Origin of the sequence: Rhodopila sp. (assembly GCF_965276935.1) — a bacterium.
Lineage (GTDB): Bacteria > Pseudomonadota > Alphaproteobacteria > Acetobacterales > Acetobacteraceae > Rhodopila.
In genome coordinates, this window is sequence record NZ_CBDIBS010000003.1 from 38,555 (window position 1) to 52,946 (window position 14,392).

Consider the following 14,392-nt stretch of genomic DNA (forward strand, 5'->3'; position numbering starts at 1 on the left):
ATGGACAACATCGAGTTCCATTTCGATTTTGGCAGCCCGAATGCCTATCTCAGCCATCTCGTCATTCCGGACATCGAGCGCCGGACCGGGGCCAGGTTCGACTATGTGCCTGTTCTCCTCGGCGGCGTGTTCAGGTCGACCGGCAACCGCTCGCCACTCGAGGCTTTCGCCGGCATCAGGAACAAGCCGGAATACCAACGCCTGGAGATGCAACGCTTCATTAGGCGCCATGGCATCACCCGCTTCAGGTCCAACCCGTTCTTTCCAGTCAACACGCTCGTGCTGATGCGCGGCGCGGTCGCCGCGCGCAAGCTTCGCGTGTTCGACCGCTATGTCGACGAAATCTTCCGGCACATGTGGGCGGACCCAAAGAAGCTGGATGATCCGGCGGTGCTCGCCGCGGCGCTCAATTTATCCGGTCTGGACGGTGCGCGGCTCCTGGAACTGGTGCAGACGCCGGAGGTCAAGGACGAGCTGTTGACAAATACCCAGCGGTCGGTTGATCGCGGCACGTTCGGCTCACCCACGTTCTTCGTCGGCGAGGAGATCTTCTTCGGCAAGGACCGGCTGCGCGATGTCGAGGAAGCCATTGTCGAGATGAAACGCGGCCAGGGCGGCAAGTAGAGCGGCAGGACATCGCCGACCGACGTTCCCGCCCGTCAGGCTCGCACGCTCCGCCTGGACTTCCGGAGAGCACCATGAAGCATCCCGCCCCGTACGGCACATGGCCTTCACCGTTCACGGTCGAGGTGGTCATCGGATCGGCCGTCTCGCTGTCCGAGGTTTCCGTCGACGGCTCCGACATCTATTGGCTGGAAGGGCGACCGCAGGAAAACGGGCGCACGGTGCTGGTGCGCCGCGGCAACGATGGCGCCGTCAGTGATGTCACACCGCCGCCGTTCGACGTGAGGACGCAGGTGCACGAGTACGGCGGCGGTGCCTATGTGGTCGATCGTGGCAGGGTTGTCTTCAGCCACAAGCTGGACGGCTCGGTGTGGATCATCGCGCCGGGCGCGGACGCGAAGCTTGTCACGCGCGCCCGCGACCGGCGTTACGCCGATTTCCGGTTCATTCCCGGCACTGAAACCTTGCTGTGCGTGCGGGAAGACCATTGCGACCGGCCGCCGACCGACCCGGAGGCGAGCATCGTGGCGCTGTCGGTGGACGGCGATCCCAACGAGGCCGGGACGGTGCTGGTGCGAGGAGCCGATTTCCTCTCCAGTCCGCGGCCGTCCCCTGACGGGCGCAAGCTGGCATGGCTCTCGTGGGAACATCCGGACATGCCGTGGGATGCGACGTGCCTCCATGTCGCCGAGGTAGATGACGGTTTGATCCTCGGATCATCGCGCACGGTCGCTGGCGCGATGCCGGAGGCAATCGTGCAGCCGCTGTGGTCCCCCGCCGGCGTGCTGCATTTTTCCTCCGACCGCAGCGGATGGTGGAATATCTACCGTGAGCAGGACGGTGTGGTTGAAGCCGTTTGTCCGGTGGACGCGGAAATTGGCGGTCCGCACTGGAGCTTCGGGCAGCGCTACTTCGACTTTCTGGCGGATGGCAGGCTCGTCGCCAACCTGTCGAGCCACGCGACCACCACCGCGGTCACGGTCGATGAAGCTGGCTTCAGGCCGCTCGGGGTGGGACGTGCCGCCGAATGCCCGGTCCCGTTCGCCGGACCGGATCTGGCGTTCGCCTACGTCTCGGTGTCGGTCAATCGGATGCCATCGGTTGTCCTGGCCACCCTGACAGATCGCCGTGATGCGACCATCGAGGTGATCCGCGCCGCGTCCCCGACAGTCTTCCCGGAAGCGGACATCTCCGTGGGTGAGGCGCTCACATTCGCCACGGCGGGCGGCAGCGAGGCGTTCGCATTTTGGTACCCGCCGAAAAACGGCTCCTTCGAGGGACCCGAGGGCGAACGGCCGCCCCTGGTGGTCATGATCCATGGCGGCCCGACCGGAATGACGTCGAACACGTTGTCGACCCGCGTGCAGTGGTGGACCAGCCGCGGGTTCGGTGTGGTCGATGTGAACTACCGCGGATCGACCGGATTTGGCCGCCTCTATCGCCAGGCGCTGCAGGGCGAATGGGGCGTGGCCGACGTGCAGGATTGCATTGCCGCGGCGTCCGCGCTGGCGGAACGCGGGCTCGTTGATCCGGACCGGCTGGCGATCAGGGGCGGCAGCGCCGGCGGCTTCACTGCCTTGGCGGCACTCACCTCGTCCAGCGTGTTCCGGGCAGGTGCCAGCCTTTACGGCATCGGAGACCTCAGGCTGCTGGCCGGGGATACCCATAAGTTCGAGGCTCGCTACCTCGACCGCCTGGTCGGACCGCTGCCGGAGACGGACGCTCTCTACGATCAGCGGTCGCCAATCCGGCACATGGACGCGATGACCGCGGGCGTGATCTTCTTCCAAGGCCTCGATGACAAGGTGGTGCCGCCAAACCAGGCTCGCGGCATGGTCGAGGCGATGAAAGCCAAGGGCCTGCCGGTGGCGCATTACGAGTTCGCGGGTGAGGGTCATGGCTTTCGCAAGGCGGCGACGATCGCGAGCGTCATGGAACTCGAGCTCGACTTCTATGGCAGGCTTTTCGGCTTTGACCCGCCCAGTCTCTCTCGGCGCGCAGCCGTCTCTGGCGCACCCCGGAATGGCGATGACTAGCCTGCATCATGGCAGCCCCCGAACGGCCGGTCGCTGCATGCTATCCTCCGGCGGCCGCGCCGATCAGGCAGGCCCGCACACGCACTGCGGGCCGATTTAGGATCCGGAACAACCAGCGCGTGCCAGCCAAGCATGTCACGCATGTGTTCAGCGCGTTCGACGGAACGCCGAGCGACCTGCCGCGTCTAATCCTATCGCAGTCACGCCTTGGCGCGACGAGAAGGGAAGCGTCTTGAGCGCATCGGCGTTTCAAAGGACATCGAGGCCGGAAGAAGATGCAACAGGAACTACAGGCGCTCAACGCCACTCTGGAAGCGCAGGTGTCACAGCGAACCGCGGAGCTTGATCAGATCTGGCGGAATTCCATCGACCTGCTCGTCGTCCTCGGCTTCGACGGGGTCATCCAGGCGTCCAATCCGGCCTGGCAAGCGACATTGGGATATCGTGAAGACGAGTTGGCCGGGCGGCACTTCTCCCAGTTTCTTCACCCCGATGACCAGGCCGCGGCCTTTGCCCGTCTCGGGTATCTGATCACCAAGAGCGTGCGGCAGATCGAGAATCGCTATCGTCACCGGGATGCCTCCTGGCGCTGGATCTCCTGGACGGCCGTCGCCGAGGGCAGCCGTATCTACGGCGTGGGTCGCGACATCACCACCGAGAAGACGCAGGCGGAGGCGCTCGCGCGGACGGCGGAAGCCCTCCGCCAAGCCCAGAAGATGGAGGCTGTCGGCCAGTTGACGGGTGGCATTGCCCACGATTTCAACAACATGCTGCAAAGTGTGACCAGCGGAATCATGCTTGCGCGCCGACGTATCGGATCCGGCCGGATTGAGGAGGCGTCCAAATTCCTCGACGCCGCGGTCGAGGCGGCCGATCGCGCGGCGGCGTTGACGCGGCGGCTGCTCGCCTTTGGCCGGCGCCAGACGTTGAACCCGAAGCCGGTGATGCTCGACAGCTTGATTCCCGACATGTGGGAACTGATCGAGCGTACGATCGGCCCGGCGATCAAGCTTCACCTCCAGCTCAAGGACGGCTGTTGGCCGGTGACATGCGATCCGAACCAGTTGGAAAACGCGCTGCTCAACCTCGCGATCAACGGCCGGGATGCCATGTCACCGAACGGCGGATGCCTGCGGATCGAAACCACGCACGACACCCTTGATGCGGCGGACACACAAGATTGGGAGGGCGCCACGCCTGGCGATTACGTCTGCATCACCGTCAGCGACACCGGGACGGGCATGTCGCCCGACGTGCTGGCACATGCCTTGGAACCATTCTTCACGACCAAGCCAAATGGGCAGGGCACCGGGCTTGGCTTGAGCCAGATCTACGGCTTCGTGCGTCAGTCAGGGGGCGTTATGCGGTTGGACAGCACCGTCGGCTCGGGCACCTCCGTCAGGCTATATCTTCCGCGCTGTAAGGATGCGCCTAGCGATGTGACGACCGCGGCAGCGGATCGAGGACAGCTTGTCCAGCCCATAAGCGACGCCTCGCGGGTGCTGCTGGTTGAGGATGAAGCGTCGATCCGAAGCTTCACGGCGGAGGCGCTTCGAGAAACCGGATTTCAGGTCGTGGAAGCCGAGGACGGCCCGTCGGGTCTGGCGGCCTTGCAAGCCGCGTTACGCAGCCTGAAGACAGACGGCGTGGATCTGCTGGTGACAGACGTGGGCTTGCCTGGAGGCCTGAACGGACGCCAGCTCGCCGATGCGGCGCGCGCATTGAGCGCCGACCTGCCGGTTCTTCTGATCACCGGATATGCCGGCGACGCCATCGCCGGCCAGGGACGGCTTGGCGCTGGAATGGAGCTGCTTGCAAAGCCGTTCGATCTGGCGGTTCTGGTGAAGCGGGTGCAGGCGATGATCGCGCGAAGGCAGCTCGACCAAGGCGAAGCGGCCCGCTGACGTTCAGCGTCATGCCGGCGAGGTCATGCGGGTATGGTTGGTGGCATGGGGAGGAGCCTCATCCGCGGATTCATCGGGCCATAACCTGAATCGCTTCTTTCAGGCATCTTCTCGTGGCAAGGTCAATCCGATCACCACGGGCATCGCCAGGAGCACCAGGGGAAACTGCACCAGCAGCCCCGAAATGATCGCGATGGCGAGCGGCTGCTGCATGCCGGAGCCCGCGCCAAGCGCCAGCGCCAGCGGCATCAGCGTGAGAATGGCGGCGAGCGTGGTCATCGCGATCGGGCGAAAGCGATTTCGCGCGGCCTCCAGCAGCGCCTGTCTCGGCGGCATCTCGCGCTCGAGGTCGATGTACTCGGACACCAGGAAGATCGCCATCTCGGTGCCGATCCCGATGATCATGGTCATCCCCATGATGGCGGTGATGTTGAGCTGCACGCAGGTGAACCAGAGCCCGGCGAACACCGCGGTGGTGGAGAACAGCGCCGCCGTCAGCACGATCAGCGGTATCCAGAACCGCTCATAGAGGAACAGCAGCAGCACGAACTCGGCCACCAACGCCGCACCGAACACCCGCGTCAGTCCGGCGAAGGCGATCTGCTGCTGGGCGTACAGGCCGCCAAGCTCGTAGCGAATGCCGTGCGGCACAGTGCCGTCGCGGCCGAGTACCTGCTTGACATCCGCGACGGCGGCGCCGAGGGAACGGCCTTGCAGCCGCGCCGTGATGGCGACCATGCGCTGCAGGTTCTCGCGCTCGACCTCTGCCTGGCCCGGCGCCGGCGAGACCTTCGCCACGCGGCCGAGTTCGAAAACATGCCCGTCCGGCGCGCGGATCGGCAACCGGGCGAGCTGGTCGTCGTACTGCCGCATCGCCGGCGGCAGCCAGACGCGGACGCCGACCTGCTTGACCGTCTGTGGCAACTCAGTCGCCACGGTGCCCGTGAGATACTCGTTCAGCGCGGTGCCGACCTCGGCGCTGTCGACGCCCTCGATCGCGGCGCGGGCAGGCTCCACCTGGATGTTCAGCCCATCCCCGGCGATGACGATCCCGTCAAGCACCGATACGACACCGTTAACCTTGCTGATGGCCGCGGCGATCTGGCGTGCGGCGGGCGCCAGCCGCGCCGGATCGTTGGCGAACAGCTTGATCTCGATTGGCTGCGGCACGGCGGTCAGGTCGCCGATCAGGTCCTCCATGAGTTGCGCGAGCGCCACGTCCAGCCCAGGCACGGCCTGGTCCACGCGGTCCTGCACCTCTTCCATCACGGCGGTGATCGGCCGGCGCGGGCCGCGCTTGAGCAGAACGAAGAAGTCCCCGGTGTTGGGTTCACTCAGGCCGCCGCCCAGGCCGGTGCCGACGCGGGTGGAGAACGTCTGCACATCGGGCACCGACTTGAGGATGGCCTCGACCTGCCGCAGCTCGCGCTGGGTTTCATTGAGGGAGGTACCAGGGGTCGAACGGTAGTCCAGCACGAAACCGCCCTCGTCCATCTGCGGCATGAAGCCGCTGCCGACGTGGCTGTAGGCGAAGTAGCCCAGCACCAGCAGCGGGACCAGGCCGAATGCAAGCAGCCAGGGCCGCGCGAACAGGCGGACGAGCAGCCAGCGGTGGGCACGCCCGACCCGTCCCTCCGGCCCGGTGCCGGGGTCCTTCCATTTGTCGAAATCGACGATCAACCGGGCCAATACCGGAACCGCGAGCGCGGTTAGCCCGTAGGATATGATCAGCGCCGCGGCCATCGTCAGCGACAGCGCCTTGAAGAACGCGCCGGTCACGCCGCCCAGGAACACCAGCGGCAGGAACACCAGCAGCGTCGCCGTGCTGGATCCGGTGAGCGGCGGCAGGAACTCCCGCCCAGCGCGAAGCACGGCATCCGGACCGGCCTTGGCGTCCGCCCGCCGGGCCAGGTGCTCGACCATCGTGATGACGTCGTCGATGACCAGGCCCACTGCCGCGGCGATCCCGCCGAGCGTCATGATGTTGAACGTCATGCCAAGTCCGAGCAGCAACAGCACCGTGATGGCCAGCGTCGCGGGCACCACCAGCATGGCAACCGCCGTCACCCGCAGGCTGCGCAGGAAGCCGAACAGCACCACGCCCGCGAGTGCCAGCCCAATCAGCACCGCGTCGCGCACGCTGCTGGCGGATTGCGTGACAAGCGTGCTCTGGTCGTACCAGTTGGCCAGCGTCACGCCGGCCGGCATCTGCGGCTGGAAATCCGCGAGCGCCTCGCGCACGGCCGCCGAGATCGCGACGCTGTTGGCGTTAGGCTGCTGATAGACCTGGAATTGCACCGCAGGGTGCCCGTCCTCGCCCACCCGAATCCATTGCGGCACCGCGCCGGTCCGCACCTCGGCAATGTCGCCGACGCGGACAACGCCACCCACGCCGCCCCGCACCACCGTGTCCCTGACCTGCTCGGCCTGGCGCATGGTGTCGTCGAGCGCCAGCAGAAGTAATTTGTCGTGGTCCTGCATGCGGCCCACAACGGTAAGCACGTTGGCTTTGCCGAGCGCCGCCGCCACATCGGACAGCGCCAGCCCGCGCGTCGTCAGGGCGTGTGGGTCAACCAGCACCTCCACCTCCGCGACCTCGCCGCCCTGCACCGAGACATGGGAGACGCCGGTGATGGCGGTAAGCAGCGGCACAAGCTGGTACTGCACCAGGTCGCGCTGCGCGACCGCGCTGACCGTGGTGGACGACAACGAATAGGCTATGATCGGAAATACTGTTGGGTCCATGCGGCGGACTTCATAGGAGGCCCCCGGCGGCAGGCCGGGCAATGTCTGTGCGACCGCCGCGTCCACCTGCGTGGTCGCCGCAACCATATCGGTGCCCCACGGGAAGTCGAGCGCGATCTCGACCGAGCCGCGGCTGGTGGTCGAGCGCATGTTGATGACGCCGGGCACCCCGCGCACCGCCTGCTCGAGCGGGATGGTCAGCAGCAGCACGGTCTGGTCCGCCGGCCGCGCCCCGGAATTGACGTTGACCAGGATTCGCGGGAACTGCACCACGGGAAACAGCCCAGTGGGCAGCAGCACGGCCGAGAAGCCGCCGGCCGCCGCGAGTGCCAGCAGCACGGCGAGGATCGAGCGCGTGTGCCGCGCCACGAAGCCCCGGCGCGGTGCATCGCCGCTCATGGCTTCGCCGGCGGGGGATTTGCCGGCGGTGCGGCCTGGTCGGTCCGCACGGCCATGCCATCCTGCAACTGATAGTTGCCGGATGTCACCAACGGACGCGCCGGCACGATCGGGCCGTCGATGACGGTGGTGTCGCCCACCGTACCGACCAATGTCACGGCGACGCGGGCGGCCTTGTCGCCATCGAGCTGAAAGACATAGGCGCCCTTCCCGTCCGTCAGCACCGCGTCCCGCGGCACCAGCCAGCCGGTCATCTGCCCCACTTGGATGACCACCCGCACTGGGTCGCCCGGTATCAGGCCGGTGGCGGACGCCGCCGGGTCGGTCGCCGACGGCACGGGCGGGTCCGGCGGATCGACGATCACCGGCACCAGGCGGCTCTGTGGATCAAGCATCGCCCCGATGGAGACAACGCTGCCTGGCTCGCCGCCGCTGCCGTATAACGGCACGATCCGCGCCGGCTGCCCGGCGCCGACAAGAGCCCGCTGCGCCGGCTCCACGCCGACCGTCGCGACCAGCCGACCGGAGCGAACGACCGTGAGCAGCGCCGCCTGCGCCGCCACCCTGGCGCCGGGCGAGACCAGCAGGTTCGCGACGACGCCATCGAATGGGGCGGCGACGGTCTGTTCCGCAGACCCACCGCCGGCGCGGTTCAGCGCGTCCAGCGTCGCCTGCGCGTCCGCAACCGCCTTGTCCGCCTGCGCCAACTGGTCACGTGTGGCGAGATGCTGGGCCAGCATCTGCGCAGCGCGGGCTCGATCGCCGCGTGCCAGGGCCAGGGCGGCAGCCGCCTGCCGGTATCCGGCGAGGGCGGACGGGTCGATACGGACGATGAGCAGCGGCTGCCCCTTGCGGACCGCTTGCCCCAGGAATGTCATGACCGAGACCAACTGACCGCCGCGCAGCAGGCTTATGGTCTCGCTGCCGCCATCGGGCGCCGCCTGCATCGTGCCATACGCCTCAAGCGTGCGAGGCAGGTTGCCGTGGTGTGGCACCGCCGTCTGGACCAGGACGCTGGGCTGCGGGCTGCCGCCTTGAGCCAGCCCCGCGGCCGGGAAAAGCGCCAGCGCTGCGACCAGTGATAAAGCCCGCGATGCGACCAGCGACAAAGCCCGCCTCGTGATCGGTGCCAAAGCCCGCGCCGCGCGCGGTAACGCGGCGAACGCGAGGCTGGCCAAACGCCTCATATCAGACTCGGCTGCTTCGGCACGGTCAGGTGAACCGGCGGCAGGCCAGCTCCGAGCAGCGTGGCAAGCGCGGTCCGCCCGTCGAGCACCTGCTGTTCCAGGCCGATCACCTGACGCTCCTTCTCCAGCCGCGCGACCACGAGCTGGACGTAGCTTAACTCGTCGATCAGCCCGGCCCGCAGCGCCGCCTCGGCATCGGCGGCGAGCCTTTGGGCCATAGCGAGCCCAGCCTTGGCCGCGGCAAGCTGGCCCGTCTGCAGCGCGAGGTTGGCGAGCAGCGCCCGCGCTCCGGCCGCGGCGGTCGCCAGGCGCGCCTCATATTCGGCGCGCAGTTGTTCGCGGGTGGCGCGCTGGACGGCGACAGCGCCACGATTGCGGTTGAAGATCGGCAGGCCGATCGAAACCGACGGCCCAAAGGATTGCACGCGGGACGTATCGTCGCCGTAGTTCGGCCCCAGCATGAGCGCCGGGAACTGGCCGAGCACGGCCGCGCGCAGACTCGCCTCCTGCGATGCGTAGCCAAGTTGCAGCGCGATCAGGTCGGGCCGGCGCGTCGGCAGGCTCTCAACCATGGCGGCGGCGTCGGCGTTTGAGATCGCCGGGACGGACACGGCCGTGTTCAGCATCGGTCGGATGTCTGGCGCCAGACCAAGCAGCGCGTCAAGACTCTGCCAGCGTTCGTCCTGCGCAAGCACGGCCGCATCCAGTTGCGTCTGCAGGCTGGTCACCGCGGCGATGTCGGGAGCCAGCGTCTGCAGCGTCGCGTTGCCCTGCGCCACCCCGCGCTGCGATGTGGCGGCACGCCGTTGCAGTATGGCGAGCGTCTGCCGGAGGCTGTGCAGCAGGCGACCCTGCTCGATCAGGTCAATGGTGAGCGTCTGGGCGCGGCTGATCGTCTGCCATTCCTGCCAGACCGTATTGGCATCCACCTGCTGGGCGAGCTTGCTGGCCGCGAGGCGACGGGCTGAAAGGCTTATCAACGACGTGATGTCGCCTGTCAGGGTGGCGCCGATCGCGTTCGCCACAGCCGGTCCGGCCAGCAGCACATTGTAGCTGCCGGACAGCGTCAGGTCGGGCAGCAGCCCAGCCTGGATCACCTGCGCCCGTGCAACACCTTGCTGCGCCCGCAACGCTCGCAGGTCCGGGCTGTTCTGCGCCGCGAGCAGCCCGACCTCGCCCAGCGTGAGCGGCCTGTCCGCGGGGATCGGTGCCGCATCCGGCCGCGACCGGTCAAGTTGCGCGACGCTGCCGGCGAGCCCCGGCCGCACCGGCAACGGTTGCGCACGCTCGCTGGCACAGGCAGCCAGCAGAACGCTGGCCATGAGCAGGATGGCGGGATTCAGGCCGGCAGGACGTTGGTTCAAGGCGACTCCGCGCAATGGGGCGCAAATCCCCTGGCTGCGGTGCTCCGTCCACCAGAAATGTCCGCCACCGTGCCCTCCAACATGCCGTCTGGCGCTGATACCGCAGTGCCGGCCGCGGTGTGCCGCGGGGGCCGCCCTGACATGACGGCGCCGCCGCCGGCTCGACGATCGGCCGGTTGATAAGCGGCTGCACCGGCGTTGCTCCCCGCTCGTTTGGCGAATACGCCGGCTGCGATGACGCCACCGGTGAGCCAATATCGTGCGATGCCGGCGTTGGCACTCGGCGGATGTGCCCTCGCCTCGGACGGAACCGACAACGGATGTGATGCCCCGCATCCGGCGAGGGACGACATTCTCAACGCTCCAGGTCGCACGCGCGGTGGGTGCCGCGCAGCTGCCGCCAGACGAACCAGGCGACGCCGATCGCGAGCAGCCCAATCACCACGAAGTCAAATCGATGCATGATGGCCTGCAGCCGCGGGTCGGTGTTCCACCGCTTGCCCAGTACGTAGCCGACATAGGCAAGCGCGTAGCACCAGGGCCAGGAGCCCACGAAAGTGTAGAACTGGAATGGCACCTGCGGCATGCGGGCGATCCCCGCTGGAAGCGCGATGAAAGTGCGCACCACCGGCAACACGCGCGCGATGAGCACCGCCGGGCCGCCGAACCGATGAAAGAAGCGGTCCGCGCGATCCAGATGCTCGCGGCGAAGCAGGACATAGCGCCCCCAACGTTCGGCCAGGGGGCGGCCACCATGGGCGCCGATGAAGTAGGCGACGGTAGAGCCGACGTTACAGCCGACGGCGCCAGCCGTCGCCGCGAACACAAGATTAAACCGGCCTGTCGAGACCAGATACCCGGCGAAAGGCATGATGATCTCGGAGGGCAGCGGCAGGCAGGCGGACTCGATCGCCATCAGCCCAGCGACTCCTAGATAACCCGCCGACGAGATAATCGTCACGACCCAGCCGCCAAGCGAGGCAAGACTGCCGTCCATCGGTGCTGCTCCCGCCGTCGAACGGCCTTCTGCTCATCAGCAGACGCTTTGTGTACACTGACGCGGCACGCGTTCAACATTATAACTGACGCAGGCCCGTCATGAGGAGATTGAGTGACCGTGACTGACCCGCATCGGCTATTCGTCTGCGCACCCGTTTCCGTCGCTTGCCCGCGTCATTCGCGTGTTCTGCCGGACGAGCAGGATGCCGCCGATTGAACACCACGGATATCGCCCAGGCGGTCTGGAGGTGCCGCGTCCGGCTTGCCATCGACATGATGGATTCGGCCGTGGCCGGTTAAAGAAACCAAGCAACGACGCCTGGGCAGGAAACTCGGACGATCACTTTGTTCAGCATTTCAGTGGGATACCAGTTTCGCGAATCACTCAAGTGGTGCCTTTCTGAGCGCCGCGACATTATGTTCATGCCAGGGCGCTATAGGCGCCGATACGTTGGTTCCCCGTGGATGGAAAGTTAGCAGTTCCCAACATAGGCAGCGCCAGCATGCGCCGGGGCGGCGAGCGACTATGGAATGGCTGGGCGCTATGACTCACGCCTCTGCATCCCTTCATGCGGCTTTCATCGGTGCTTAACCTACCGGCGGTTCCTGCATGGATCTTGTTCATCCGCTTCGGCCGCTCCCGTTGCCTTGATCGGGCCTGCGCCGATCGCCGGCGACCTTGATCGCGCCCGCGGCATTCGAAACGGCAGCATTGCCTGCACCCATGGCGCACTGAACCGGTCCATCGCCAGGCTCTCGTGCATCGCGGTGACCTGTTGGCCGAGCAGGTCCGCCTGCACGACGGAACGGGCGTAGAATGGGGTGTCTTCCAGCGTCTCCGTCACCCGCGGCGCTGCGGCGCAAATCCGCCGTGGCACCCGCCACCGCGTGCGCGGCAGCGCCACCGGCGGCGGCGCGGCAAAATCCTCGACACCTCCCGCGGCGGCATACTGCATGGCCAGGGTTAGCGCCCCATCCCGCCGCACCACGTCGTACAATACGGCGGTGCCGCCCGGCACGGCCGCCCGACTCCAATCCCACCGCAGAAAGTCCGCCTCCAGCGGCCGATCGCCGCTGTTGGTATCGAAGTAGGCCGGGCCAGACCACGACAGGCCGGGTTGGTCCAGCATGACCTCCACGCGGGCGCACGGCGCGATCGGCCGCCAGCGGTGCCGACCGGCGGTATCCAGCGCCAGCGTCCGGCTCTCGACCGCCGACGGATACAGCCGCACCGTTCCACGCACCCGTCGCGGCACCGGCACGCCGATCTCGTCGATCCGCACCGTCAGCCCGGAGCCGTCCCACGACAGCGCGCTGGGGCCAATCGACAGGAAATCGGCGCCGCGCGCCACCGATCGCGGGCCTCGCTCGGTCATCGCCCAGCGCCGCCCTTGCCCATACAGCGCCACGTTCAGCGCGCAGTGGCGCAGCGGATCGCCGCCGCCCTGCCCGCGTGCCCAGGACCGGCGCGCCCAGGCGTAATAGGGAGAAAACACGCTGCCGAGGAACGCGATCAAGGTGATGCCATGGGCGCCATCGTCGCTCAGCGCATCGACATACCACCAGACATAGCCGCCGGCCGGCGGCGTTACCCCGAAGTCAGGTCCCGCAGCAGGCTTGCCGCCGCCAGCCGGCCCGACAGCACCGCCATCGGCACCCCCGGGCCCGGATGCACGCTGCCCCCCGCCAGATACAGGCCCGGCATCGTGCTGCGCGCGCCCGGCCGGCGGAATGCCGCCATCGAGCCGTGCACCGCCTGGCCGTACAGCGCCCCGCCCGTCGCCGGGAACAGCGCCGCGAAGTCGGTCGGTGTGGCGATCGCCGTCGCTTCCGGACGGTAATGTATAGTCAGGCCGCACCGTTCCAGCAGGCCGAAGGTCTGTCTCGCGCATGGCTCGATCTCGCTTGAGGTAAAGATGTGCCGGTCGCCGATGGGCGGCGCGTTGACCAGGACCAGCAGCCGCTCCGGTCCGCCATCCGGCGGCGCGCCTGGCCCGCCGCGATCCTGCGCGCAGACATAGACCGTGGGATGGGCCGGCAGTTGGCCGCGGCGGAATATATCGTCGAATTCCGCCTTGTAGTCGCGGCAGAAAAACACGTTGTGGCGGGTCAGCGGAAACCCCTCGGTCGCTGCCGACAGCGCCCAGGTCACCGCCGAGAGCGACCGCGCCGCCGATTTCGGCACAGGCTTCAGGCCGGCAACGGCCGAACCGAATGCGCCGGCCGCCAGGGCCGCGTAATCGGCGTTGCACACCACCGCATCCGCTTCGACCCGCTCGCCGGTCGTCAGCACCACGCCGCCGGCACGGCCATCACGCACCACGATCTCCGCCACCGCCGCGCCGGCCCGCACTACCACGCCCTGCCGCTCGGCCAGCGCGGTCAGCGCTTCGGCCAGCCGCACCATGCCGCCTGCCACCAGCCACACACCCTGCTGCTCGACATGCGCGATCAGCATCAGCGTCGCCGGCGCCTGGAACGGTGAGGACCCGCTGTAGGTGGCGTAACGCCCGAACAACTGGCGCAGCCGGGGATCACGGAAATGCTCGCCCAGGGCCTTCCACAACGTGGCGAACGGCGAGACACCCCACAGCTCGGTCAGGCCGCGCAGCCCCTGCCCAGCGGTCAGGGAGAACGCGGTGGGCCGCGGCGAGCGGATGAACGGACCCTCCAGTGTGCGGTAGACCCGCTGCGTCCGTGCAACGAAGGCGCGGTAGCCGTCCGCCTCCTTCTGGCCAGCGAGGCCGGCGATCGCCTCGGCCGAGCGTTCGATATCGGCGAACAGGTCCAGCCGTTCGGTGGCGCTCCAGGCGTGGCGGGCCAGCAGGTCGGCGGAATGCAGCGTCAGATGCGCCTCGACGGACGATCCGGCGTCAGCGAACAACCGGTCGAACACCCACCGCATCGTCAGCACGGTCGGTCCGGCGTCGATCGCGACCCCGCCAGCCCGCATCTGGCGCAGCTTGCCGCCGGGAATGGCGGCACGCTCCAGCAGCGTCACGGCCGCACCGCGCGTCGCCAGATCGATGGCCGCCGCCAGGCCGCCGGCGCCGGCACCGACCACTGTCACGCGAGGTGTCCGCACCGGGCTGGTGTCCAATTTCGTGGTTGACTTGAGTGTCAATATAACATGA

At 67.5% G+C, this 14,392-nt stretch carries 9 protein-coding genes; 3 read left to right on the plus strand and 6 right to left on the minus strand.

What is annotated here, in order from left to right; all coding sequences use genetic code 11:
- The 3 genes from ACQY4S_RS08040 (at position 1) to ACQY4S_RS08050 (ending at position 4,564) form a co-directional block, all read left to right on the plus strand.
- Entirely contained in the window at positions 1–624 is a 624-nt protein-coding gene (locus ACQY4S_RS08040; RefSeq protein WP_428484687.1) for a 2-hydroxychromene-2-carboxylate isomerase, read from the plus strand.
- A 74-nt stretch (positions 625–698) separates the two neighbouring features.
- The gene (locus ACQY4S_RS08045) at positions 699–2,660 is read left to right on the plus strand and encodes a prolyl oligopeptidase family serine peptidase (RefSeq protein WP_428484688.1); all 1,962 of its coding nucleotides are present in this window, start codon (positions 699–701) and stop codon (positions 2,658–2,660) included.
- Between the two features lie 275 nt (positions 2,661–2,935).
- A complete protein-coding gene (locus ACQY4S_RS08050; RefSeq protein WP_428484689.1) occupies positions 2,936–4,564 on the plus strand; it encodes an ATP-binding protein in 1,629 nt (542 codons plus the stop codon).
- Positions 4,565–4,663: 99 nt separating this feature from the next.
- Here ACQY4S_RS08050 and ACQY4S_RS08055 read toward each other — a convergent pair whose 3' ends face one another.
- The 6 genes from ACQY4S_RS08055 to crtD form a co-directional block, all read right to left on the minus strand.
- Positions 4,664–7,708, minus strand: coding sequence for an efflux RND transporter permease subunit (locus tag ACQY4S_RS08055; RefSeq protein ID WP_428484690.1), 3,045 nt, complete (start codon positions 7,706–7,708; stop codon positions 4,664–4,666).
- The gene (locus tag ACQY4S_RS08060) at positions 7,705–8,895 is read right to left on the minus strand and encodes an efflux RND transporter periplasmic adaptor subunit (protein ID WP_428484691.1); all 1,191 of its coding nucleotides are present in this window, start codon (positions 8,893–8,895) and stop codon (positions 7,705–7,707) included. Before ACQY4S_RS08060 ends, ACQY4S_RS08055 begins: the two co-directional genes overlap by 4 nt.
- Complete coding sequence (locus tag ACQY4S_RS08065; RefSeq protein WP_428484692.1) at positions 8,892–10,259, minus strand: TolC family protein; 1,368 nt, start codon at positions 10,257–10,259, stop codon at positions 8,892–8,894. The genes ACQY4S_RS08060 and ACQY4S_RS08065 overlap by 4 nt, the downstream gene beginning before the upstream one ends.
- Before the next feature lie 355 nt (positions 10,260–10,614).
- The gene (locus ACQY4S_RS08070; protein WP_428484693.1) at positions 10,615–11,256 is read right to left on the minus strand and encodes a DedA family protein; all 642 of its coding nucleotides are present in this window, start codon (positions 11,254–11,256) and stop codon (positions 10,615–10,617) included.
- Positions 11,257–11,851: 595 nt separating this feature from the next.
- The gene (locus ACQY4S_RS08075) at positions 11,852–12,775 is read right to left on the minus strand and encodes a carotenoid 1,2-hydratase (protein WP_428484694.1); all 924 of its coding nucleotides are present in this window, start codon (positions 12,773–12,775) and stop codon (positions 11,852–11,854) included.
- Positions 12,776–12,846: 71 nt separating this feature from the next.
- Entirely contained in the window at positions 12,847–14,328 is a 1,482-nt protein-coding gene (crtD, locus tag ACQY4S_RS08080) for a 1-hydroxycarotenoid 3,4-desaturase CrtD (RefSeq protein ID WP_428484695.1), read from the minus strand.
- Positions 14,329–14,392: the final 64 nt, after the last annotated feature.